Source organism: Delftia sp. PX-1, from assembly GCF_055797465.1.
Genome location: NZ_CP184763.1, coordinates 83,965 through 107,755, shown reverse-complemented (window position 1 = coordinate 107,755; position 23,791 = coordinate 83,965). Strand labels below are relative to the sequence as shown.

Genomic DNA, 23,791 nt, shown 5'->3' with positions numbered 1-23,791 from the left:
GGAGACGCCATGAGCCTGTACACCATGCAGAAATTCCTGTTCCAGCTCAACCGCGAGCCAGAGGTGCAGCGGCGCTTTGCCGAGGACCGCGCCGCGCTGCTGGCGGAGTACGCGCTGGAGCCCGAGGAGTACGAAGCCATGTTCCACGGCGACATCGGCAAGCTCTACGTGCTGGGCTGCAACGGCCAGCTGCTGATGCACTTCGCGCCGCTGCTGGGCATGCCCTGGGCCGACTACCTGCAGGCCATGCGCGACGGCGTGCAAAAGCACGGACCGGTGCGCGCGGGCGTCTACGCCATGACCACCGGAACCAACGAAAAGATCGCAGGAGTTTGAGATGAGTCTGGTATTTGCAGGCGTTTGCAGCCATGCGCCCGGCATCACGGGCCGCGCACACCTGGCCGATCCGGCCACCAGAGATGCCTTCCATGCCGCCTTCCGCGACATGGGCGCACGGCTGGAGGCGGCGCGGCCCGACGCCGTGATCGTCATCGCGGCCGAGCACTTCGCCAACTTCTTCATGAACAACATGCCGGCCTATGCCATCGGCATGGCGGACCACTACGAAGGGCCCATCGAGGACCCGGCCTGGCTGGGCATAGAGCGCCACCGCATTCCCGGCAATGCCGAGCTGTCGCGGCGCCTGATCACCGAGGTCATGCAGACCGTGGACGTGGCCTTTGCCGAGGAGTGGAAGTTCGACCACGGCATCATGGTCCCGCTGCACTTTCTGACGCCGGCCTATGACAAGGACATCATCCCCGTCAACATCAACTGCCAGGGCCCGCCGCTGACGCCGCTGCACCGCGCCTGGGCCTTTGGCGAGGCCCTGCGCCGCGCCTGCGACAAGGCGCCCGAACGCATCGCCATCGTGGGCACGGGCGGCATCTCGCACTGGCCGGCCACACCCGACTCGGGCAAGGTCAACTGGGAGTGGGACCAGCAGTTCATGGACCGCTGGTGCCGCAACGACCGGGACGCGCTGCTGTCGTACACCGACGCCGAGACCTACCGCGACGGCGGCCAGGGCGGCTTCGAGATCCGCAGCTTCATCGCCGTGGCCGCCGCCGCGCGCGGCGCGGGCCAGGTGCTGTACTGCCAGCCCATTCCCATCTTCGCCGTGAGCTGCACGGCCGCCACCATGGAGGTGGCCTGAATGCCGCACGTGGTCATCCTCTACACGGCCAGCCTGGACGCGCACACCGACATGACGCAGCTGTGCCGCGCCCTGGCCGACACCATGCTCACCGTGCGCGCCGAAGACGGCGCCCAGGTCTTTCCCACGGGCGGCACGCGCGTGCTGGCCTACCCCGCGCCGCACAGCGCCGTGGCCGATGGCGGGGCCGCGGGCCGCGCAGCGGGCGGCGATGGCGACTACGGCTTCATCTACATCAACCTGCGCATGGGCCGGGGCCGCACGGCCGCCGTGCAGCAGCAGGCCGGCGACGCCCTGCTGGCCTGCGCGCGCCGCCATCTGCAGCCGCTGTTCGCGCAGCGCCACCTGGGCCTGACCGTGCAGGTCGATGAAAGCCCGGGCCAGGTGTATGACGGCAAGCACAGCACCCTCCACCCTCTGTTCGGGTGAGCCACCCCCTGAGTCGCTTCGCGCCTTCCCCCGTTGCACGGCGCCCTCTCTCGCTTCGCGGGAGGGGGACGACACCCTCGGTGCGGGGCGGCGCGGCCGGCGTAGGCCCTTCCTCGGTGTCCCTCCTTTGGAGCGCGCCAGTATCAAACGCCTCAAGTGAAGCAACAACGTACTGAATAACTGAAAAAATGTTTTCCCAAGAACTGTTGACCCAACTGGCCCAGGAGCTGGACCGCAGCGAGAAGACGCGCGTGCAGGTCGAGCATTTCTCCAAGCGCTTTCCCGGCATGACCGTGGAGGATGGCTACCGCGTCTCGCGCGAATGGGTGCGCCTGCAGATCGCGGCGGGGCGCAAGGTGATCGGCCACAAGATCGGCCTGACCTCGCGCGCCATGCAGATATCGAGCCAGATCGACGAGCCCGACTACGGCACCCTGCTCGACAGCATGCTCTACCGCTGCACGCCGGGCCAGGTGCTGGACATCCCGGCCGCCCACTTCATCGCGCCGCGCGTGGAGGTGGAGCTGGCCTTCGTGCTCAAGGCGCCGCTGCGCGGCCCGGGCCTGCCCGGCGGCAAGGAGATCACGCTGCAGGACGTGCTGGACGCCACCGACCATGTGACACCGGCCATCGAGATCATCGACGCGCGCATCGAGCAGTTCGACCGCCACACCAAGGCCATGCGCAAGGTCTACGACACCATCAGCGACAACGCGGCCAATGCAGGCATGGTCACCGGCGCCGGCCGCGCTGACCCCCAGGTGATAGACCTGCCCTGGTGCGGCGCCATACTGCGCTGCAACGGCGTGGTCGAGGAGACCGGCCTGGCTGCCGGCGTGCAGGGCCATCCCGCCATCGGCGTAGCCTGGCTGGCCAACAAGCTCTCGCCCTGGGGCGAGGCCCTGGAGGCCGGCCAGACCGTGCTGGCCGGCTCGTTCACGCGCCCCGTGGCCGCCAAGCCTGGCGACCTGTTCGATGCCGACTACGGCCCGCTGGGCCGGCTGCAGTTCCGTTTTGTCTGAGCGCCTTCGTCCAGGCGCCTGCACCGTACTTCCAGGAGATTTCCCATGCCCCTTGCCCTGCGTGACCCCAGCCTGCTCAAGAACCTCTGCCTGATCGACGGCCAATGGCTGGCCGCCGACGATGGCAGCCGCATCGACGTCCACAACCCCGCCACGGGCGAAGCCGTCGGCCATGTGCCCCGCATGGGCGAGGCCGAGACGCAGCGCGCCATCGCCGCCGCCGAGCGCGCCTTCACCCTCTGGAAGCAGCAGACCGCCGAGGCCCGCGCACGCCTGCTGCATCGCTGGTTCGAGCTGATGATGGAGAACCAGGAGGACCTGGCCCTGATCATGACCAGCGAGCAGGGCAAGCCCCTGGCCGAGTCGCGCGGCGAGATCTCCTATGCGGCCTCCTACGTGCAGTGGTTTGCCGAGGAAGCGCGCCGCATCTACGGCTCCACCGTGCCCGCGCCCTGGGCCGACAAGCGCATCATCGTGACCAAGGAGCCCGTGGGCGTCTGCGCCGCGATCACGCCCTGGAACTTCCCGGCCGCCATGATCACGCGCAAGGTCGCGCCCGCCCTGGCGGCGGGCTGCACCATCATCGTCAAGCCCGCGCAGCAGACACCGCTGTCGGCCCTGGCCATGGCCGAGCTGGCCCAGCGCGCCGGCATTCCCGAAGGCGTGTTCAGCGTGATCACGGGCTCCTCGCGCGCCATCGGCGGCGTGCTCACGGCCAGCATGGCCGTGCGCAAGCTGACCTTCACGGGCTCCACCGAAGTGGGCCGCGTGCTGGCCGAGCAATGCGCGCCCACGCTCAAGAAGATGTCTCTGGAGCTGGGCGGCAACGCGCCCTTCATCGTCTTCGATGACGCGGACCTCGATGCCGCCGTCGAAGGCGCCATGGCCTCCAAGTACCGCAACACCGGCCAGACCTGCGTGTGCGCCAACCGCCTGCTGGTGCAGGACGGCGTGTACGACGCCTTCATGGCCAGGCTCAAGGTCGCCGTGCAGGCCCTCAAGGTGGGCAACGGGCTGGAGGCCGGCGTGGGCCAGGGCCCGCTGATCGACCAGGCCGCCGTGGACAAGGTCGAGGAGCTGGTGGCCGATGCCGTGAAGAACGGCGCCGAGGTCGTGCTGGGCGGCAAGCGCCACGCGCTGGGCGGCACCTTCTACGAGCCCACCATCCTGGCCAACGCCACGGACCGCATGCGCATCGCCAGGGAAGAGGTCTTCGGCCCCGTGGCGCCCGTGTTCCGCTTCAGGACCGAGGAAGAGGCCATCCGCATGGCCAACGACACCGAGTACGGCCTGGCCGCCTACTTCTACGCCCGCGAGGTGGGCCGCGTGTGGCGCGTGGGCGAGGCGCTGGAGTACGGCATGGTGGGCATCAACAGCGGCATCATCAGCACGGCCGTGGCGCCGTTTGGCGGCGTCAAGCAGTCGGGCATGGGCCGCGAGGGCGGCGCCGCCGGCATAGAGGAATACCTGAGCACCAAGTACCTGTGCATGGGCCACTGAGGCCCGGACAATCACACCATGCAGACACCTGTGAACCGCTTCAAGGCCGCCATTGCGGCCGACCAACCCCAGATCGGCCTGTGGCTGGGCCTGGCCGACGCCTATTCGGCGGAAATCTGCGCGGGCGCCGGCTTCGACTGGCTCCTGATCGACGGCGAGCATTCGCCCAACGACACGCGCACCCTGCTGGCGCAGCTGCAGGCCATCGCGGCCTATCCCGACAGCCATGCCATTGCCCGCGTGCCCATGGGACACGGCGAGGTCGGCGAGATGCTGATCAAGCAGTACCTGGACATCGGCGTGCAGACCCTGCTCGTGCCCATGGTGGACACGGCCGAGCAGGCCGCACGCATCGTGCGCGCCGCGCGCTATCCGCAGGCCGACGGCCAGGGCGGCATCCGCGGCATGGGCGGCGCACGCGCCTCGGCCTGGGGCCGGCGCGCCAACTACGCCCATGAAGCCAACGCCCAGGTCTGCGTGCTGGTGCAGGTGGAGACGCGCCAGGCGCTGGCCCACCTGGACGCCATTGCCGCCACCGAGGGCGTGGACGGCGTCTTCATCGGCCCGGCCGACCTGTCGGCCTCCATGGGCCACATCGGCAACCCCGGCCATCCCGAGGTGCAGGAGGCGATTGCCGACGCCATCGCGCGCATACGCCGCGCCGGCAAGGCGCCCGGCATCCTCACGCCCAATGAGGCCCTGGCGCGCAAGTACCTGGAGCTGGGCTGCACCTTCACGGCCGTGGGCCTGGACACCAGCGTGCTGGTGCAGGCCACCAGCGCGCTGGCTGCGCGCTTCAAGCAGGCAGCGGCCCCCGCGCCGAAAAGCCAGACCTATTGAGGCCCCGGCCTGACAAGGCGCGCGCAACGCCGCTCCGGGGAGGGAGCGGCGGCTGCATAGAATCCAGCCGACAGATGCTGCCGAACATGCCCCAGACCACGACCTCTTTTGCCCCCGAGCCGCTGCGCGCCTTCTCGCGCTCCCTGCCCATGGCGCTGCTGCGCGCACGCGAATCGGTCATGGTGCGCTTTCGGCCCATGCTGCGCGCCCATGGCCTGACCGAACAGCAGTGGCGCGTGCTGCGCGCCATGGCGGCGGTCACGCACAGGCTGCGGCCCATGGAGCTGTCGCAGGCCACCTACATCAGCATGCCCAGCCTCTCGCGCCTGCTCAAGACGCTGGAAGGCCGGCAGCTGGTGGAGCGGTCGCGCCACGCCAGCGACATGCGCGGCGCCGAGTTCGAGCTCACGGCGGCCGGCCACGCCATCGTGGCCGAGATCGCGCCGCATTCCTCCGAGACCTATGCCGAGATCGAGCGCCTGGTGGGCCATGAAGAGATCGAGCAGCTCTACGCCCTGCTCGACCAGGTCGTGCAGCGCCTGGGCGCGGCCGACGGCAGCCAGGCCGAGGAATAGCCGCCCCGGCACGCCGGTCGGGCACTGCCGGGCACAATCGCCCCATGCCGCAGCCGATTGCCGTCATCGACTTTGAAACCACGGGCATGGCGCCCGCCCAGGGCGCGCGTGCCACCGAGGTCGCCATCGTGCTGATCGAGGGCGGCCAGGTCGTGGACCGCTTCCAGAGCCTGATGCGCACGGGTGCCTGGATACCGCCCTTCATCACGCGGCTGACCGGCATCACCAATGCCATGGTCGCAGCCGCGCCGCCCGCCGAGGAGGTGATGCGCGATGCCGCCCGCTTCGTGGGCAGCGCGCCCATGGTGGCGCACAACGCGGCCTTCGACAGCAAGTTCTGGCAGTCCGAACTGGCCCTGGCCGGCGAGGCCGCGCCCCAGCCCTTTGCCTGCACCGTGCTGCTGTCGCGCCGCATCTATCCCGACGCGCCCAGCCACAGCCTGAGCCGGCTCACCGCCCACCTGGGCCTGCCCGTGGCCGAGCGTGCCCACCGGGCGCTGGCCGATGCCGAGATGGCCGCCGCCCTGCTGGCGCGCATGCAGCAGGACCTGTGCCGGCGCTATGCGCTGGCCTGGCCCGAGCATGCACTGCTGATGCGGCTGCAGCGCTGCGCGCGCGCCCGCATGGCAGGCTGGCTGCAGGAGAACGCCGCGCCCGCCCAGATGCGCATGGCGCTGTGAGCCGGCACGGCGCACGCAAGGCAAAGACCTCCCTGGCCAAATCCCCATCGGCCGCATCTGCCGGCATCCGCACCCATAATGCACGGTTGCTGCCCGGCTACGGGCGCCCGTCCCAAACGCGGCAGCCCTGCTGCCGCCTTGCTGCCGCCTGGTTCTTGCACCCGTGAATTCCGCCCTGCCTCCTGCCGCCATGGCCAACCTGGCCCCTCAGGCCCCGTTCTCGTCGCGCGAGTTCCGCGACGCGCTGGGCCAGTTCGCCACGGGCGTGACCATCGTCACCGCGCGCAGCCCGCAGGGCCATCCGGTGGGCGTCACCGTGAGCTCGTTCAACTCGGTCTCGCTCACACCGCCGCTGGTGCTGTGGAGCATGGCGCTGTCGGCGGCCTCGCTGCCCGTGTTCCAGCATTGCTCGCACTACGCCATCCATGTGCTGTCGGCCTCGCAAAAGCCCCTGGCCGAGCTGTTCGCGCGCAAGGGCGTGGACCGCTTCGCCAACACCGCCTGGCGCAGCTCGGCCCAGGGCGTGCCGCTGCTGACCGAAGCCACCACCGTCTTCGAGTGCCGCAACCGCCATCGCCATGAAGAGGGCGACCATGTGATCTTCATCGGCGAGGTCGAGCAGTGCAGCCACCAGGCCGGCCACACGCCGCTGCTGTACCACGCAGGCCGCATGCACACGGGCGGCCTGGGCTGAGCCCGGGCCCGCGGCGGCACTCCCGTCGCCTCTTTCGGCCACTCCCCCATTCCCGTTCCTTCCCGCCTCCGGGTAATCCCCGGTCCGGGAAATCGGTGTCTGCGCATATTGTATATACAGGCTTATACATCTGAGCACAGACCCATCCGCAGGCCGATGAAGCCCGTGGATGCGGCGGCCATTTCACCAATGACGGGGGGAGACAGCACATGAGTTCACCATCTGCAGGCAGCCTGCACCGAGGGCTGTCGGCCCGCCACATACGCTTCATGGCGCTGGGCTCGGCCATAGGCACGGGGCTGTTCTACGGCTCGGCCAAGGCCATACAGCAGGCGGGCCCCTCGGTGCTGATCGCCTACCTGCTGGCGGGCGCGGCGGTCTACATGGTGATGCGCGCGCTGGGCGAGATGGCCGTGCACAACCCCGTGCCCGGCTCCTTCGGCCAGTACGCCAGCGACTACCTGGGCCCGTTCGCCGGCTTCATCACGGGCTGGACCTATACCTTCGAGATGGTCATCGTCTGCCTGGCCGACGTGACGGCCTTCGGCATCTACATGGGGTTCTGGTTTCCCGAGGTGCCGCGCTGGATCTGGGTGCTGTCCATCGTCTGCTTCATCGGCGCGCTCAACCTGTGCTCGGTCAAGGTGTTCGGCGAGATGGAGTTCTGGCTGTCCCTGCTCAAGGTGGCGGCCATCATCGCCATGATCGGCGGCGGCCTGGGCATCATGGTGTTCGGCTTCGGCATGGCGTCCGACCAGGCGCCCACCGGCGTGCAGAACCTGTGGGTGCACGGCGGCTTCATGCCCAATGGCATCCCGGGCCTGATCGCATCGCTGGCGGTGGTGGTGTTCGCCTTCGGCGGCATCGAGATCATCGGCATCTCGGCCGGCGAGGCCAAGGACCCGGCGCGCGTGATCCCGCGCGCCATCAACGCCGTGCCGCTGCGCATCCTGCTGTTCTACGTGCTCACGCTGTTCGTGCTGATGAGCATCTTCCCCTGGCCGCAGATCGGCAGCCAGGGCAGCCCCTTCGTGCAGATCTTCAGCGGCCTGGGCATTTCCTCGGCCGCCACCATCCTCAACATCGTGGTGATCTCGGCGGCCGTGTCGGCCATCAACAGCGACATCTTCGGCGCCGGCCGCATGCTGTACGGCATGGCGCACCAGGGCCAGGCCCCCGCCGGCTTCGGCCGCGTCTCGCGCCATGGCGTGCCCTGGATGACGGTGGTGGTGATGGCCGTGGCACTGCTGGCCGGCGTGGTGCTGAACTACCTGATTCCCGAGGACGTGTTCCTGCTGATCGCCTCCATCGCCACCTTCGCCACGGTCTGGGTCTGGCTGATGATCCTGCTGTCGCAGTTCGCGGCGCGCCGCCGCATGAGCCCGCGGCAGGTGGCCGCGCTGAAGTTTCCGGTCCCGCTGTGGCCCGCCGCGCCGCTGGCCGCCATCGGCTTCATGCTGCTGGTGCTGGGCGTGCTCGGCTACTTCCCCCACACCCGTGCCGCGCTGGTCGTGGGCGGCCTGTGGATCGTGCTGCTGGGCGCCGCCTACCTGCTGTGGGTGCGCCCCGCCGCCGCGCGTGCGCAGAGCGAGGCGATGCGGCCTGCGGCGAACGCGAACCCTTAGTCGAACTCGACCTCGGTGGCCACCACCATCGCGCCATCGACCGAGAGCCGGCCCTTGACCTCGACCACGCGCCCCACGGCAATTTGGGCAGCGCTGCCATCCTCGAAGCGCGCATTGCGATAGTCCACGCGCACGCCGCGCAGCTCGAAGATGCCGGCCAGGCTGTCGACAGCGGTGATGCGGCCCTCGATCTCGAAGCCATCGTCACTGTCCAGCCGCAGCTTGCGCTCGACCTCGGAGGCGCGAAGCACCCCGTCCTGGAACATGCCCTCGACCTCGACCAGGTCGCCCACGGCAAGGCCTGCGGGCAGGCGTGTGGCGCTGCCCGCGTCCACGCTCAGGCCGTCCACGACGAAGCGTGTCGGCGAGTCCATGCGGGTGATATGGCCGGTGACGTCGGCCTCCACGCCCGCCTGTTCGGGCAGCGTGGGACGCTGCACCGACAGTGCGGTGGCCACCCACAGGCCGGCGGCATCGGGCTGGCGCGCCAGGCGCAGGCTGACCACGTCGCCGGCAGCCAGCGCGGCGGCAACCTGCACGCCGCTCCAGTTGACGACGGCCTCGCCGATGCGCAGGGTGCGGCGCGACATGTCAACGGCATCCACAGGCGCGCGCAGGCGCCAGGGCTCGTCGGCGTCATCCTCGATCTCGATGCGGCTGGCAAGAATGCGGCCCTGCGCATCGCGCAGGCCATGGACTTCCAGCACACGGCCGACCTGCAGCGCCGCCGCGCGGCCGTCCTCGAACACCGTGGCCGCATCGACGATCACGGTCTGGCCCAGTACGGTCAGCCGGTCGCCCACGACCGCGCTCAACGGACCTTCCAGATCGCTGCGCACAAGAATCTGGCGGGCCATGGCGCGCGCCACACCATCGCTGCCGGTGGTCACGGGGTCGGCCGTGACATGGACCGCCATGCCCAGCTTGAGCGCATCGCTGGCCAGCAGGACGCCATCGCCATCGGTGATCCGGGCCTGGCGCTCGTCATACCGCACCCCATTGACCAGGATGGAGCCGAAGCCGTCAATGGTGCCCGACGCATAGCTGGCGCTGGGAGTGACCGGCGTGGGGGCGGGCTTGTCAGCCCCGCCGCCGCCACCGCCGCAGGCGGCCAGCAGCACGGACAGCGAGAGCGCGCCAGCGCCCAGGACCCGGGGCAATGGCGGGGCGGAGCGGGAAAAGCGAAGAAAATGCATGGTGTTCGATGCCAGAAAGAAACAGATGAAAAGGCACCGCGGCGGGGCCATCGGTGCAACCGCCTGCAGTGTCGGCAAAGGCGCCTAAACCGCGCATGAATGGCGCGTTCATGCACTGTTTAAGAACGTGCACATAAGATGCGTGGCCGTGAAACTCCGCCTCGCACTTGCTGCCTTGCTGGCCCTGCCGCTGGCGCCCGCCTCTGCCACCACGCCAGCGGAGCATGAAAGCGTGCGCCGCGAGGTGCAGTCCAAGCGCCTGCGGCCCTTGGCGGAAATCCTCCAGGACGTGCAGCAGCGCCACAAAGGGCGCGTCATCGACATCGAACTCGAGCGCGGCGCCGACGGCCGGCGCTGGTACGAAATCAAGCTCGCCAATGGCCAGCGCACGGAGATCTATATCGATGCAGTCACGGGACAGGACATCCCCCGGCCGGGCGCGACCACCGCCGTGCTGATACCCATGTCCGCCGTGGCGGCAGCCGTCACCCGCTTGCATCCCGGCACCGTGCTGCAGATCGAGCTGGAGGAAACGCGCAGCCCCAGGCCCTACTACGAGATCCAGCTGCTCACGCGCGAAGGCCGTGAGCAGCTGCTGCGCGCCGACGCCCAGACGGGCCGCATCCTGGCGGAGCCTGTCCTGAGCCGGGAGCAGGCCGCCACGCTGCAACCGCTGCCGCGCATTCTTGAGGAACTGGAGCGCAAGTACCAGGCCCGCGCCACAGAGGCCGAGCTCAAGATCGACGTCCGGCAGCGCGCCTACTACGAGGTCGAGTTGCAGCTGAGCGCCGGCCGCAGCATCGAAGTGCATGTGGATGCGTACAGCGGCCAGCCCATCGAAGAGGACGGACTGCGCTGATGCGGGTGCTCATCGTCGAAGACGACGCCGATCTTGCTGCAGGCCTGCAGGCCATCCTGCAGGAGGCCGGCATGCTGGCCGAGTGCTGCGCGGACGGCCGCCTCGCCCAGGAACTGGGCAGCGTCGAACACTATGACGCCGCCTTGCTGGACCTGGGGCTGCCAGGACAGGACGGCGTCTCGGTGCTGCGCCATTGGCGCGAGCAGGGCCGCTCCTTTCCCGTGCTGGTGCTCACGGCCCGCAACCGCTGGAGCGACAAGCTCACGGCCTTCCAGGCCGGCGCAGACGACTACCTGACCAAGCCCTTTCTGCACGAGGAGGTCGTCACGCGGCTGCGCGTGCTGCACCGGCGCGCAGCAGGCGGCAGCCGGCCCCTGGTGCAGATAGGCCCGCTGGCCTACGACACCATGGCAGACCGCTTCACGCTCGAAGGACGGCCGCTTGCGCTGACCGCGCAGGAGCAACGCATCCTGAGCTTTCTGACCAACCGGCATGGACAGCTCGTCAGCCGCGCCGACATCAGCGAGCATGTCTACGCACGCGACCTGGACCCGGACTCCAACACCGTGGACGTGCTGGTCGGCCGCATCCGCCGCAAACTGTCCCCGCATGGCCTGATCCATACCGAGCGCGGACGGGGCTTTCGCCTGCAGCAGGCCAGCGGCGACCATGCGTCCTAGACACTGGGGCCTGTCGGAGCGCCTGCTGGCACTGAGCCTGGTGGCCACGCTGGCCTGCGGCACGGCCGCCAGCTGGCTGCTGCGCGAGCAGTTGCACGATGCGGTGCTGCGCAGCTTCAAGGCCGGCCTGCAGGACCGTGCCGAGCGGCTGCAGGCCGAGCTGCAGTCCCCGGGGCCCCTGACCGGACAGGGCACGCGGCTCAATCGCGGCGAGTTCGGCCGCATTTTCTCGGGCTGGTACTGGACACTGGAGCAGGACGGGCGGCTGCAGCAGTCGCGCTCGGTCTGGGACGACAGCCTGGAGCTGGACGACGCCCGTCCCTGGCCCCGGCACAAGGGCAGGGAGACGCTGCTGTCGCTGCGCGGGCCGCAGGGGCGCGAACTGCTGGGACTGCGCCGCAGCTTCGATGTCGCGGGCCGGCGCGTGCAGCTGCACGTCTTCGGCCCGCTGGACGGTACGCGCCAGGAATGGCGCCGCATCGACCGCATCCTGCTGGTCACCGAGCTGGGCCTGGTCGCCGCGCTGCTGCTGTGCACGGTGGCGCTGGTGCGCCTGGGATTGCAGCCGCTGCGCAGCCTGCAGCAGGCGCTGCAGGACATGGAAGACGGCACACGCACGCAGCTGGGGCGGCACTTCGGCCCCGACCTGGACCCGATTGCCGAGGCCGTGGACCAGGTGCTGCAGCGCAATGCCCAGGTCGTGGAGCGCGCGCGCCACCAGGCGGCCGACCTGAGCCATGCGCTCAAGAAGCCGCTGGCCGTGCTCGGCATCCAGGCACGCGGCCATCAGGTCGATGGCCCGTGGCTGCGTGACCAGGTACAGGCCATGTCCCACACCATCGACCGCCATCTGGCGCGCTTTGCCAGCGGCGCCGGCAGCGCCGGCAGCGTGGCGCTGGATGAGGTGCTGGCCCGGCTGCTGGATGCCATGCGCCAGATCCACGCCCAGCGGCGCCTGTCCTGGTCCATCCAGACCTCCACGCCGCTGCCCGGCCATGGGCTGCGCTGGCGCGGCGCGGCCTCGGACCTGGAGGAGATGGCGGGAAACCTGCTGGACAACGCCGGCAAGTGGGCACGCAGCCGCGTCACGCTGGCCGTGTGCCAGGATGGCACGACGACGCTGCTGCAGATCGATGACGACGGCCCAGGCCTGGCGCCGGAGCATCTCGCGCAGGCCATGGAGCGCGGTGTCCGCTTCGACGAACAGGCCCAGGGCCACGGCCTGGGCCTGGCCATCGTGCGCGACATCGCCGAGACCTATGGTGGATCGCTGGAGATGGGGCCCAGCCCGCTGGGCGGGTTGCGCTGCACGCTGCGCCTGGGCTGAGCACGGCGCCGGGCGGCGCTCAGCGCGCGGCGTCGGGCAGTTCGATCTTGACTTCGAGCACTTCCAGGTTTTCCTGGCGCTCCAGGTGCACCTTGATGTCGTTGACGTCGATGTCCACGTACTTGGAGATCACCGCCATCAGCTCCTTTTGCAGCGCAGGCAGGTAGTCGGGACCGCCGCCGTTGCCGCCCACGCGCTCACGCGCGAGGATGATCTGCAGGCGCTCCTTGGCCACCGAGGCCGTCTTCTTCTTTTCTCCGAGCAGGAAAGAGAGCATGGACATGGCCGCTTACCTCCCCCCGAACATGCGTTTGAAGAAGCCGGGCTTTTGCGCTTCGGTGAAGCGCATGGGCTTTTCCTCGCCCAGGAAGCGCGCGACCACGTCCTGGTAGGCCTCGGCCACGTCCGAGCCCTGCATGTGCACGGCGGGAATGCCCTGGTTGGAGGCCTGCAGCACGGTTTCGGACTCGGGCACGACGCCGATCAGCTCGATGCGCAGGATGTCCTGGATGTCCTCCAGCGACAGCATCTGGCCGTCCTGCACGCGGTTGGGGTTGTAGCGCGTGATCAGCAGGTGTTCCTTGACGCTCTCGCCCGCAATGGCGCGCGCGGTCTTGGAGCTGAGCATGCCCAGGATGCGGTCGGAGTCGCGCACGGAGGAGACTTCGGGGTTGGTCACGACCAGGGCCTCGTCGGCGAAGTGCATGGCGATCAGCGCGCCGCTTTCGATGCCGGCCGGCGAGTCGCAGACGATGTACTCGAAGTCCATGCCCGCCAGATCGTCCAGGATCTTCTTGACGCCGTCCTGCGTGAGCGCATCCTTGTCACGCGTCTGGGAGGCGGCCAGCACGAAGAGGTTGTCGCACTGCTTGTCCTTGATCAGGGCCTGGTTGAGGTTGGCCTCGCCCTGGATGACGTTGATCAGGTCGTAGACCACGCGGCGCTCGCAGCCCATGATCAGGTCCAGGTTGCGCAGGCCCACGTCGAAATCGATGACGGCGGTCTTGTGCCCGCGCAATGCGAGGCCCGATGCGAAGCTGGCGCTGGTGGTGGTCTTGCCCACGCCACCCTTGCCGGAGGTCACGACGACTATTTTGGCCATGTTTGCACGGTTCCTTAAAGACTGGAGAGCAAAGAAGAAGGGTCCGGTGTCATACCGGCTCGATGAGGATTTTCTCGCCGTCGAGACGCACCTTGGCGGGCCTGGCGGCCACATCCGCGGGGAGATCGGTCTCGATTGTGCGATAGATGCCGGCAATCGACAGCAGCTGTGCTTCCATGCAGGTGCTGAAGATGCGCGCCTCGGTGTTGCCGCGCGCCCCGGCGATGGCCCTGCCGCGCAGCGGCGCGTAGACATGGACGTTGCCGTCGGCGATGACTTCGGCACCATAGCTGACCATGGCCAGCACCACGATGTCGGTGCCGCGCGCATAGACGCGCTGGCCCGAGCGCAGCGGCTTGTCCACGATGAGGGCGTCGGCCTGGGGAGCAGGCACCTCGCGCACCACCTCGACCTCGCGCACGACTTCCTGGATCTCGATCTCGGGCACCGTGGGCCGCACGGGTGCGGCCTCGGGCGCGGGCGCCAGGCCTGCGGCACGCGCCGCCTCCATCTGCGCCGGGCTGCCGCCGCGCACGGCCACGGGCACGGTGCGGTGAAAGCGCAGCGCCTCCACGAGCACGGCGAAGTCGATGGACTCCTCGGCCTCGCGCACATGGGCGAGGTCGATCAGCACGGGGTCGTTGTCGAAGAAATCCGGGTCGTCGGCCAGGCGCTGGGCCAGGTCGGCCACGAGCGCACGTACGTCGGTATCCCGCAGGGTCACGGCCACCACGGGCAGTTGCGCGCTCTTGAGGTCGAAGCTGGGGCGGGCAGTACTCGTCGTTTCAACGGCCATGGGACTGGGAGTGCGGTGGATGGGAGAGTTGCCTCTCGACGCGCAAAGTGTACTGTGTGTGCAGTACATGGGCGCCCACTCCCGCCGGGAGGCGGGCCCCGGGGAGTGTCCATTTGTGTTGTGTCACACACGGCCCATGCCCCCGTGGCGGGGGCCGGGCGGACCCGGTCACTGAAACCGGGGCTTACGCTTCTCCACGAAGGCCATCACGGCCTCGCGGTGGTCGGCGGTCTTGTGGGCCAGGGCCTGGTAGCCGGCGGACAGCTCCAGCAGCGACTCCAGCGTGCTGTGCTCGCCCTCGCGCAGCAGGCGCTTGGTCATGCGCATCACGGCGCCGGGGTTGGCGGCGATCTTGTCGGCCAGCGCGCGTGCCGTGGGCAGCAGCTGGTCCGCCGGCACGACGCGGCTGACCAGGCCGCAGGCCAGGGCCTCCTGCGCGTCGATGGCCTCGCCCGTGAACGCCATCTCGGCCGCCTTGGCGCGGCCCACGGCGCGCGGCAGCAGCCAGGCGCCGCCGTCCCCGGGGACGATGCCCACGCGCACGAAGCTCTCGGCAAAGGTGGCCGTCTCGCTGGCGATGCGGATGTCGCACATGCAGGTCAGGTCCAGCCCCGCGCCGATGGCCGGGCCGTTGACGGCGCAGATCACGGGCACGTCCAGCTGGGTCAGGGCACGCGGAATGCGCTGTATGCCCTGGCGGTACTCCTCGCGGATGGCATCGGGCGTGAGCGCGTCGTCGAAGAAGCGCTGCATGTCCTTGACGTTGCCGCCCGAGCTGAAGATGGGGCCGGCGCCCGTGAGGATGACGGCCTTGACCGAGGCGTCGCGCCGGATCTCGTCGCAGACCTGCACGAATTCCTCCACGGCCGTGTTGCCCGTGAGCGCATTGCGCGTCTCGGGCTGGTTCATGGTGAGGGTCCAGATGGCGCCGTCGCGGGCGATGTTCAGAAAGGACATGGAGAAGACTCCTTGAGCAAGGGTTTATGCGGTGATGTCGGTGGTCGAACGGATCAGGTCCAGCGTGCTGCCCGCGTGGCCATGGACCAGCGCGGCGCCTGCCACACCGTGCCAGTACGACTCGGAGCCCGCCGTCTGGCGCCAGGCATGCAGGCGGCGCGTGAACAGTTGCAGGTCGTATTCCTCGGTGAAGCCCATGGCGCCGTGGATGGCGTGGGCCGCCTCGGCCACGGCCAGCGCGGCCTGGCTGCAGCGCGCCTTGGCCACGGCCACGCGCAGCCGATCGGGGAAGATGCCCTGCCCCGCGCAGCCCAGCCGGGCCGCCATGCGCGCGGCGAAGACATGCTCACTCATCACCGCCAGCTGGTGCTGAATGGCCTGGAACTTGCCGATGGGGCGGCCGAACTGCTGGCGGTCATTCGCATACTGCAGCGTGCGCTGGAACACCTCCATGAGCGCGCCCGCCAGCTGCGCCGCCACCAGGCCGGCCTGCAGCGTGCGCAGGTCCGGCCCATCCGGCAGGGCGATATCGGGAGCAGGCGCCGCGCGGACCTGATCGGCGCTCCAGCGCAGGTTCACGTCCAGGCAGAAGGCCGCCGGCTCGGACTGCGCCTGCGCCACGGGCAGCAGGCTCCAGCCCTGCGCATGCTGCACCAGCGCGCTGTCCGCCACCGCGCCCAGGCGCACGGGTGCACAGTGTAGGCTGCCATCCGGCTGGAGCAGGCCTTGCGCCAACGCGATGGCGCCTGGTGGACGCTCCGCCCCCGCGCCAGCCAGCAGCGCGCGCGCCAGCATGGTCTCGCCCAGCGGCACGGGCAGCGCATGGGCGCCGGCCAGCGACCACACATCGAACAGCTGCGCCAGCGCCAGCCCCGCGCCGCCCGCGTGCTCAGGCACCAGGGCATCGGCAAAGCCGGCCTGCTCCAGCGATTGCCACAGCGCCCGGGGCGAGCCCCCGGCCTCGATGGCGCGCACCCGCGCGGGCGTGCACTCGCCCTGCAGCAGCTGGCGTGCGGCATCGGCAAACAAATCGTCTTCCATGTCTCTCTCCATTCATGACACATGACGCCAGGCCTTGGGCGTTCCGTTTGAAACTGGCGCGCCCCAACTTAAGGGGAACCTTATTCAACGCAGGCCGAGGCCACGCGCGATCATTCCGCGCAGGATGTCGCGCGTGCCGCCGCGCAATGAATACGAAGGCGCAACCTCCGTCACGTAGTTGAGGGTGCGTAGCAGCTCCAGCGGAACCTCGGACGCCTCGCGTGCGAACAGGTCATCGGCGATGGCGGCGGGAATGGACTGCTCCAGCGTCGTGCCCAGCTCCTTGACCAGGGCCGCCTCGACGATGGGGCTTTCGCCGCGCACCAGCTTGTCCTGCACGGCCACCGACATGGCGCGCAGCGGGGCCAGCTCGGTGAACACGCGGCCGGCCAGGCGCAGCGCGCCTTCGCTGCGCTCGCCCGTTGCACGCAGCCAGGCCAGCCATTCGTCGAACAACACGATGCTGGAGAACAGCCGCTCGGGCCCGCTGCGTTCGAAGGCCAGCTCGGCCGTGACCTGCTCCCAGCCCTGGCCTTCCTGGCCGATCAGGGCGTCGGGCGGCAGCTGCACGTTGTCGAAGAAGACTTCGCAGAAATGGCTGTCGCCCGAGAGGTCGGTGATGGGCCGCACGGTCACGCCCGGCAGCGACAGGTCCACGATGACCTGGGACAGCCCCTTGTGCCGGTCACCCGCCTCGCCCGAGGTGCGCACCAGGGCAATCATGTAGTGGCAGTGGTGGGCGTTGGTGGTCCAGATTTTCTGGCCGTTGAGCACGAAACCCTTGCCGTTCGGCGCGGCGCGCGTCTTCACGCTGGCCAGGTCCGAGCCCGCGCCGGGCTCGCTCATGCCGATGCAAAAGAAGGCCTCGCCCCGGCAGATGCGCGGCAGGTAGAACCGCTTTTGCGCCTCGGTGCCGTACTTGAGGATCAGCGGGCCGCTCTGGCGGTCGGCAATCCAGTGCGAGCCCACGGGCGCGCCGCAGGCCAGGTATTCCTCCACCAGCACGTATCGCGTGAAGGCGCTGCGCCCGCCGCCGCCGTACTCGCGCGGCAAGGTGACGCCTATCCAGCCCTTTTCGCCCAGCTGCCGGCTCAGTTCGGCGCTGTAGCCGCCCCAGGAGCGCGCACGCACATGGGGCGGCAGGCCGCTTATGGCCTGGGCGAGGAAGGCGCGCACCTCGGCGCGCAGGGCTTCGTCCTCGGCGGGGATGCGGGTCAGGGCAAGGGAATCAAGCACGCTCATTGCAGGGCTCCATGGTTGGACCCCACTCTAGGCAGCCGGTCTGTCGCAGTCCAATATTAAAAACCGAGCCACTGATACCGTTTGAATATCAGGCAGCCTGTGCCTTGGCATGCTGCGCCGCAAAGCCCACATACCAGTCCAGGCAGCCCGGGTTGGCCATGGCCTCCTTGTTGACCACCTTGTCCAGCGGCTGGCCCAGCATCAGCTTCTTGATGGGCAGCTCCTGCTTCTTGCCGCTGAGCGTGCGCGGGATTTCGGCCACCTGCACGATGTCGTCGGGCACGAAGCGCGGCGACAGGGCCTGGCGGATGGCGCCCTGCAGGCGGGCGCGCAGGGCGTCGTCCAGATCCACGCCCGGGCGCAGCACCACGAACAGCGGCATGTAGCTTTCGCGGCCCAGGTATTCGAGGTCCACGACCATGGAGTCCAGCACTTCGGGCAGGGCCTCGACGGCGCTGTAGATCTCGCTGGTGCCCATGCGCAGGCCGTGGCGGTTGATGGTGGCGTCGCTGCGGCCGTAGATGATGCAGCCGCCCTCCGGGAGGATGCGTATCCAGTCGCCGTGGCGCCAGACCGGGCCCATGGCGGCGGGGCCGTCACCGCCACCGGGCGCGCGGCCATGGCCGGCCGGGTACATGTCGAAGTAGCTGGACAGGTAGCGCTTGCCGTCCGCATCGCCCCACAGGTACAGCGGCATGGAGGGGATGGGCTGGGTGCAGACCAGCTCGCCCACCTCGTCGATGACGGGCTGGCCCTGCTCGTTCCAGGCCTCCACGGCCGCGCCCAGCTGGCGGCACTGCATGATGCCCGGCTGCTGGGGCAGCTCGCGGTGGCCGCCGATGAAGGCGCCCGCAAAGTCGGTTCCGCCCGAGATGTTGTTCCACCAGATGTCAGGCCGCCCCATGCCTGCGAACTGCGCCGTGCCCCAGCTTTGCACCTCGGGCGACAGCGGCGAGCCCGTGGTGCCCAGGCTGCGGATGCGCGACAGGTCGCCGCACTGCGTCAGGTCCACGCCGGCCTTCATGCAGTTGGCGTAGAAGGCCGCGCCCGAGCCGAAGCTGGTCACGCCGGTCTCGGCCGCGAAGCGCCACAGCACGCCCCAGTCGGGCCTGTCCTTGCTGCCGCCGGGGCTGCCGTCGAAGATCACGCAGGTGGTGCCGCCCAGCAGGCCCGAGACCTGGGCATTCCACATCACCCAGCCCGTGGAGCTGTACCAGTGGTAGCGCTCGCCCCAGCTGTTGGGGTGGTAGCTGCAGCCCACGTCGTTGTGCAGGGCCTTGAGCTGCAGGGCCACCAGCACCATGCCGCCATGGCCGTGGACGATGGGCTTGGGCAGGCCGGTGGTGCCGCTGGAGTAGACGATCCACAGCGGGTGGTCGAAGGGCAGCCATTCGGGCTCGAAGGCCGCCGTGGCCGCGTCATCGCGGGCCGTGACCTGGCCGTAGTCGGCGGCATCGGCCAGCCTGGCCTGCAGATCCAGGTTGGGCACCAGCACCACATGCTCCACGCTGGGCAGGCCTGCGCGCAGTTCGGCCAGCACGGCCATGCGGTCGATATCGCGCCCGGCGTAGTGCACGCCATCGACGGCGATCAGCGCCTTGGGCGCGATCTGGCGAAAGCGGTCCAGCACCGCGTTGGTGCCCATGTCGGGCGCGCAGATGCTCCAGACGGCGCCCAGGCTGGCCGTGGCCAGCAGGGCGACCATGGCCTCGGGGATGTTGGGCAGGTAGGCAGCCACGCGGTCGCCGCGGCCCACGCCCTGGGCCTTCAGGTGCAGGGCCAGGGCGGCAACCTGGCGGCGCAGGTCGGGCCAGGACAGTTCGCGGTGGCGGCCCGTCTCGTTGCGGCTGACCACGGCGGGCATGCCGGCCGCGTGGGCGGCATCCACATGGCGCAGCGCCTGGCGCGTGTAGTTGATCTGGGCGCCCGGAAACCACTGGGCGCCGGGCATGGTGTTGCGCTCCAGCACGGCCGTGTGCGGCGTGGGCGACTGCAGCGCGTTGTAGTCCCAGATGCTTTGCCAGAAGGCGTCCAGGTCGGTCACCGACCAGCGCCACAGCGCGTCGTAGCTGTCGAACTGCAGGCCGTGGCGCTCGCGCAGCCAGTCCTGGTACAGGCGGATCTGGGGGATGAAGGCAGGGGTGTGGCTCATGACCGGCCACGGTACGCGCGCGCTGCCCGCGAGCCCAGACGGGAAAGCCATTAGCCTGGCACCTGGGCGACAAAGTCTGCGGGCCGGATCGCGTATCTGCGCACAAACACTGGGAAAAAATTTCCGCTCGCCCCCTCCTGCCAGAAAACAAATGCCTCTAATATCGCGCCAATTTTTTACAAGGAGCGATGCCACATGGGCCTTTTCCAATGGACGGAGAAATCCGCCGACCAGCTGCAACGGGGAGGCGTGATCGGCCCCGATGAGCGCCTGCCCTGGCCCCAGACCGGGCTGATGGGCATACAGCACGTGATCGCCATGTTCGGCTCCACCGTGCTGGCGCCCATCCTCATGGGGTTCGACCCCAACGTGGCCGTGCTCATGAGCGGCATCGGCACGCTGATCTTCTTCCTGATCACGGGCGGCAAGGTGCCCAGCTACCTGGGTTCGTCCTTTGCCTTCATCGGCGTGGTGATCGCAGCCACGGCCTATGGCGGCAAGGGCGCCAACGGCAACATCGGCGTGGCGCTGGGCGGCATCATTGCCTGCGGCGCGGTCTATGCGCTGATCGGCCTGGTGGTGCAGCTGGTGGGCACGCGCTGGATCGAGCGCTTCATGCCGCCCGTGGTCACGGGCGCCGTGGTGGCCGTGATCGGGCTGAATCTGGCGGCCATCCCCGTCAAGAACATGGCGGCCAACAACTTCGAGTCGTGGATGCAGGCCCTGACCTTCGTCTGCGTGGGCCTGGTGGCCGTGTTCACGCGCGGCATGGTGCAGCGCCTGCTGATCCTGGTGGGCCTGATCGCCGCCAGCGTGCTGTACGGCCTGTTCACCAATGTGCTGGGCATGGGCAAGCCCGTGGACCTGTCGGGCGTGGCCAATGCCGCCTGGTTCGGCCTGCCCCAGTTCCACGCGCCCGTGTTCAGCGGCCCGGCCATGGTGCTCATCGTGCCCGTGGTCATCATCCTGGTGGCCGAGAACCTGGGCCACATCAAGGCCGTGACCGCCATGACGGGCAAGAACCTGGACCAGTACATGGGCCGGGCCTTCATCGGCGACGGCGTGGCCACCATGGTCAGCGGCGCGGCCGGCGGCACCGGCGTGACCACCTATGCCGAGAACATCGGCGTGATGGCCGCCACGCGCATCTACTCGACGGCCGTGTTCTTCGTGGCCGCCGTCCTGGCCGTGCTGCTGGGCTTCTCGCCCAAGTTCGGCGCGCTGATCCAGGCGATCCCGCTGCCCGTGATGGGCGGCGTGTCCATCGTGGTCTTCGGCCTGATCGCCGTGGCCGGCGCCAAGATCTGGGTGGACAACCGCGTGGACTTCTCGCAGAACAAGAACCTGATCGTGGCGGCCATCACCCTGATCCTGGGCACGGGCGACTTCACGCTCAAGTTCGGCGACTTCGCGCTGGGCGGCATCGGGACCGCGACTTTCGGCGCCATCATCCTGTACGCGCTGCTGGATCACGCACGCTACGATCAGCCACTGATTCGTTGAATGTGAGCACACGCAAACATTCTTTGAGCCTTTGACTGCGCGGCAGGGCCTTTACGGGGAAACCCGAGGGCCGCTGCCAGCGCTGCTACCATCGGTTTCCGGAGATATACCGCCCTTGCGTTCTTGCATGGGGCGGTTTTTTTTAGGCTTGCAAGCCAGCGCTGCGGCACCCCTGCCGGCTGGCGCGAGCCGTCAGCCGGAGCCATAGATGTCCCTCGCAGACCGCGTACGTTTCCCAGAATTCCTTTCGCGCACCATGACGGCCGAGCAGGCCGCCGCCCTGATCCCCCACGGCGTCAACGTCGGCATGAGCGGATTCACAGGCGCGGGCTACCCCAAGGCCCTGCCCCAGGCCATCGCCCAGCACGCCAAGAGCGAACACGCGGCCGGCCGGCCCTACAAGATCAATGTCTGGACCGGCGCCTCCACGGCCGCCGAGATGGACGGCGCCCTGGCCGAGGCCGGCGCACTGGGCCAGCGCCTGCCCTTCAACACCGACCCGACCTGCCGCGCCAGGATCAATGCCGGCGAGATCGACTTCATCGACATGCACCTGTCCCACGTGGCCCAGCATGCGTGGTTCGGCTTCCTGGGCCCCATGAGCGTGGCCGTGGTCGAGGTGCTGGGCGTGACCGAGGACGGGCGCCTCATCCCCTCCACCGCCGTGGGCAACAACAAGACCTGGCTGGAGATCGCCGACAAGGTGATCCTGGAGGTCAACACCAAGCCGCCGACCAAGATGGAAGGCATGCACGACATCTACTACGGCACGGCCATCCCGCCGCGCCGCGTGCCCATTGCCCTGACCCATGCCGATGACCGCATCGGCGAGCCCTACCTGCGCGTGGACCCGGCCAAGGTGGTCGCCGTGGTCGAGACCCACAAGGGCGACCGCGACAACGTCTTCGCCCAGCCCGACGCCAACTCCAACCTGATCGCCGCGTCCATCATCGACTTCCTCGCGCACGAGATGAAGATGGGCCGCCTGCCCAAGGAGATGCTGCCCATCCAGTCGGGCGTGGGCAACGTGGCCAACGCCGTGCTGGCCGGCCTGCTGACGGGTCCGTTCGAGAACCTGCTGGGCTTCACCGAGGTGCTGCAGGACGGCATGCTGGACCTGCTGCGCGCAGGCAAGATGAGCCGCGCCTCGGCCACCTCGATCTCGCTGTCCGGCAGCGCCTACAGGGACTTCGAGGAGAACATCGACTTCTACCGCGAGCGCATCATCCTGCGCCCCCAGGAGATCAGCAACCACCCCGAGCTGGTGCGCCGGCTGGGCGTGATCGCCATGAACTCCATGATCGAGGCCGACATCTACGGCAACATCAACTCCACCCACGTCATGGGCACGGGGATGATGAACGGCATCGGCGGCTCGGGCGACTTCGCGCGCAACGGCTACCTGTCCTTCTTCGTCACGCCCTCGGTGGCCAAGGGCGGCAAGATCAGCTGCATCGTGCCCATGTGCTCGCACGTGGACCATACCGAGCACGACACGCAGATCATCGTCACCGAGCAGGGCCTGGCCGACCTGCGCGGCCTGTCGCCGCGCAAGCGCGCCCAGGTCATCATCGACCGCTGCGCCCATCCCGACTTCCGCCCCCAGCTGCAGGACTACTTCGACCGCGCCCAGCGCCAGGGCGCGCTGCACACGCCGCACATCCTGGGCGAAGCGCTGAGCTGGCACCAGCGCTTTGTCGAAACGGGCGACATGCGCGCCTGAACCGCGCAAGCGCGCCAGCGCGCAGTCTCCTGGGCTACAGGCAGCCATCGGCATGGCCGCCCGGACTGGCGTAGCATGCAAGGACGGCCCACGAGGCCGTCTTTTTCGTTGCACCCACAGGACTTCTCCCATGCCGATCTGGAAGCGCAGCTTCACCCTTGAAGACATCACCTCGCTGAGCGCCGACACGGCCGTCTCGCACCTGGGCATCGAGTTCACCGAGATCGGTGACGACTTCCTGCGCGGCCGCGTGCACGTGGACCAGCGCACCTGCCAGCCCTACGGCATCCTGCACGGCGGCGTGAACGTGGTGCTGGCCGAAACCCTGGGCTCGGTGGCCGCGGCCTGCTCCATCCCCGAAGGCTGGCGCAGCGTGGGCCTGAACGTCTCGGCCAACCATGTGCGCGCCGCGCGCCAGGGCTGGGTCACGGGCACGGCCCGCCCCGTGCACCTGGGCCAGACCACCCATGTCTGGGCCATCGAACTGCACGACGAAACCGGCCGCCTGACCTGCACCTGCAGCCTGACCATGGCGCTGCTGCCGCCCACGCATGCGCAGAACGTCAAGCTCGCGGCGCAGCCGCCGGTGGCGGCACAGCCCTGACCGCTTGATGGACCGGGAACCGTCGCGCTCTCGGTCACGTTGCTGTTGTCCGTTGTATTTCTTCTTCAGTTATTGATAATTGCCTAAT

Annotated in this window: 24 protein-coding genes; 16 read left to right on the top strand and 8 right to left on the bottom strand. The window is 68.9% G+C overall.

Features of this window, described 5'->3' with window-relative positions; genetic code table 11:
• Positions 1-9 precede the first annotated feature (9 nt).
• The 10 genes from ACN20X_RS00485 to ACN20X_RS00440 all read left to right on the top strand — a co-directional run bounded on the left by ACN20X_RS00485 (position 10) and on the right by ACN20X_RS00440 (position 8,521).
• Positions 10-336 (top strand): aromatic ring-opening dioxygenase LigA, encoded by a 327-nt coding sequence (locus ACN20X_RS00485; protein ID WP_047471858.1) that lies wholly within the window; start codon positions 10-12, stop codon positions 334-336.
• Position 337: 1 nt separating this feature from the next.
• The gene (locus ACN20X_RS00480; RefSeq protein ID WP_012202042.1) at positions 338-1,156 is read left to right on the top strand and encodes a DODA-type extradiol aromatic ring-opening family dioxygenase; all 819 of its coding nucleotides are present in this window, start codon (positions 338-340) and stop codon (positions 1,154-1,156) included.
• Complete coding sequence (locus ACN20X_RS00475; protein ID WP_074921180.1) at positions 1,157-1,585, top strand: 5-carboxymethyl-2-hydroxymuconate Delta-isomerase; 429 nt, start codon at positions 1,157-1,159, stop codon at positions 1,583-1,585. It begins immediately after the preceding gene.
• Positions 1,586-1,773: 188 nt separating this feature from the next.
• Positions 1,774-2,607, top strand: a complete 834-nt coding sequence (gene hpaH / locus ACN20X_RS00470) for a 2-oxo-hept-4-ene-1,7-dioate hydratase (protein WP_017405678.1) — start codon at positions 1,774-1,776, stop codon at positions 2,605-2,607.
• A gap of 45 nt (positions 2,608-2,652) precedes the next feature.
• Positions 2,653-4,107: an NAD-dependent succinate-semialdehyde dehydrogenase gene (locus ACN20X_RS00465; protein WP_473210171.1), complete on the top strand. Its 1,455-nt coding sequence runs from the start codon at positions 2,653-2,655 to the stop codon at positions 4,105-4,107.
• 18 nt (positions 4,108-4,125) lie between these two features.
• Complete coding sequence (locus ACN20X_RS00460) at positions 4,126-4,947, top strand: aldolase/citrate lyase family protein (protein ID WP_012202038.1); 822 nt, start codon at positions 4,126-4,128, stop codon at positions 4,945-4,947.
• Between the two features lie 86 nt (positions 4,948-5,033).
• The gene (hpaR, locus tag ACN20X_RS00455; protein ID WP_016447335.1) at positions 5,034-5,522 is read left to right on the top strand and encodes a homoprotocatechuate degradation operon regulator HpaR; all 489 of its coding nucleotides are present in this window, start codon (positions 5,034-5,036) and stop codon (positions 5,520-5,522) included.
• 44 nt (positions 5,523-5,566) lie between these two features.
• Positions 5,567-6,202 (top strand): 3'-5' exonuclease, encoded by a 636-nt coding sequence (locus ACN20X_RS00450; RefSeq protein WP_016447334.1) that lies wholly within the window; start codon positions 5,567-5,569, stop codon positions 6,200-6,202.
• 190 nt (positions 6,203-6,392) lie between these two features.
• Positions 6,393-6,896: a flavin reductase family protein gene (locus ACN20X_RS00445; RefSeq protein WP_016452255.1), complete on the top strand. Its 504-nt coding sequence runs from the start codon at positions 6,393-6,395 to the stop codon at positions 6,894-6,896.
• 209 nt (positions 6,897-7,105) lie between these two features.
• On the top strand, positions 7,106-8,521 hold the full coding sequence (locus tag ACN20X_RS00440) for an amino acid permease (protein ID WP_126311560.1): 1,416 nt from the start codon (positions 7,106-7,108) through the stop codon (positions 8,519-8,521).
• Here ACN20X_RS00440 and ACN20X_RS00435 read toward each other — a convergent pair.
• Positions 8,518-9,717: a DUF5666 domain-containing protein gene (locus ACN20X_RS00435; RefSeq protein ID WP_126311559.1), complete on the bottom strand. Its 1,200-nt coding sequence runs from the start codon at positions 9,715-9,717 to the stop codon at positions 8,518-8,520. The genes ACN20X_RS00440 and ACN20X_RS00435 overlap by 4 nt on opposite strands.
• A gap of 148 nt (positions 9,718-9,865) precedes the next feature.
• Here ACN20X_RS00435 and ACN20X_RS00430 point away from each other — a divergent pair, with 148 nt between their 5' ends.
• The 3 genes from ACN20X_RS00430 to ACN20X_RS00420 are packed head-to-tail and all read left to right on the top strand — an operon-like array spanning position 9,866 to position 12,583.
• The gene (locus tag ACN20X_RS00430) at positions 9,866-10,576 is read left to right on the top strand and encodes a PepSY domain-containing protein (RefSeq protein WP_223275184.1); all 711 of its coding nucleotides are present in this window, start codon (positions 9,866-9,868) and stop codon (positions 10,574-10,576) included.
• Positions 10,576-11,256, top strand: a complete 681-nt coding sequence (locus tag ACN20X_RS00425) for a response regulator transcription factor (protein WP_013800000.1) — start codon at positions 10,576-10,578, stop codon at positions 11,254-11,256. The genes ACN20X_RS00430 and ACN20X_RS00425 overlap by 1 nt, the downstream gene beginning before the upstream one ends.
• Positions 11,246-12,583, top strand: coding sequence for a sensor histidine kinase (locus ACN20X_RS00420; RefSeq protein ID WP_017405685.1), 1,338 nt, complete (start codon positions 11,246-11,248; stop codon positions 12,581-12,583). Before ACN20X_RS00425 ends, ACN20X_RS00420 begins: the two co-directional genes overlap by 11 nt.
• A 19-nt stretch (positions 12,584-12,602) precedes the next feature.
• On the opposite strand, the gene minE is transcribed toward ACN20X_RS00420, so the two are convergent.
• The 7 genes from minE to ACN20X_RS00385 form a co-directional block, all read right to left on the bottom strand.
• Positions 12,603-12,866, bottom strand: coding sequence for a cell division topological specificity factor MinE (gene minE / locus ACN20X_RS00415; protein ID WP_016447328.1), 264 nt, complete (start codon positions 12,864-12,866; stop codon positions 12,603-12,605).
• Between the two features lie 6 nt (positions 12,867-12,872).
• Positions 12,873-13,685 (bottom strand): septum site-determining protein MinD, encoded by an 813-nt coding sequence (minD, locus tag ACN20X_RS00410; RefSeq protein ID WP_016452260.1) that lies wholly within the window; start codon positions 13,683-13,685, stop codon positions 12,873-12,875.
• A 49-nt stretch (positions 13,686-13,734) separates the two neighbouring features.
• Positions 13,735-14,481 (bottom strand): septum site-determining protein MinC, encoded by a 747-nt coding sequence (gene minC / locus ACN20X_RS00405; protein ID WP_126311558.1) that lies wholly within the window; start codon positions 14,479-14,481, stop codon positions 13,735-13,737.
• Positions 14,482-14,649: 168 nt separating this feature from the next.
• Positions 14,650-15,438, bottom strand: coding sequence for a crotonase/enoyl-CoA hydratase family protein (locus ACN20X_RS00400; protein ID WP_126311557.1), 789 nt, complete (start codon positions 15,436-15,438; stop codon positions 14,650-14,652).
• Positions 15,439-15,462: 24 nt separating this feature from the next.
• Positions 15,463-16,479: an acyl-CoA dehydrogenase gene (locus ACN20X_RS00395; protein ID WP_016452262.1), complete on the bottom strand. Its 1,017-nt coding sequence runs from the start codon at positions 16,477-16,479 to the stop codon at positions 15,463-15,465.
• 84 nt (positions 16,480-16,563) lie between these two features.
• The gene (locus tag ACN20X_RS00390; protein ID WP_013799995.1) at positions 16,564-17,721 is read right to left on the bottom strand and encodes an acyl-CoA dehydrogenase family protein; all 1,158 of its coding nucleotides are present in this window, start codon (positions 17,719-17,721) and stop codon (positions 16,564-16,566) included.
• Positions 17,722-17,809: 88 nt separating this feature from the next.
• Complete coding sequence (locus tag ACN20X_RS00385; protein WP_034348626.1) at positions 17,810-19,873, bottom strand: acetoacetate--CoA ligase; 2,064 nt, start codon at positions 19,871-19,873, stop codon at positions 17,810-17,812.
• A 195-nt stretch (positions 19,874-20,068) separates the two neighbouring features.
• Here ACN20X_RS00385 and ACN20X_RS00380 point away from each other — a divergent pair, with 195 nt between their 5' ends.
• From ACN20X_RS00380 to ACN20X_RS00370, 3 genes are all read left to right on the top strand, one after another.
• Positions 20,069-21,376 carry a solute carrier family 23 protein gene (locus ACN20X_RS00380; RefSeq protein ID WP_473210170.1) on the top strand — a complete coding sequence of 436 codons (1,308 nt, stop codon included), beginning with the start codon at positions 20,069-20,071 and terminating at the stop codon, positions 21,374-21,376.
• A 208-nt stretch (positions 21,377-21,584) separates the two neighbouring features.
• Complete coding sequence (locus tag ACN20X_RS00375; protein WP_016452265.1) at positions 21,585-23,099, top strand: acetyl-CoA hydrolase/transferase family protein; 1,515 nt, start codon at positions 21,585-21,587, stop codon at positions 23,097-23,099.
• 130 nt (positions 23,100-23,229) lie between these two features.
• The gene (locus tag ACN20X_RS00370) at positions 23,230-23,703 is read left to right on the top strand and encodes a hotdog fold thioesterase (protein ID WP_012202024.1); all 474 of its coding nucleotides are present in this window, start codon (positions 23,230-23,232) and stop codon (positions 23,701-23,703) included.
• Positions 23,704-23,791: the final 88 nt, after the last annotated feature.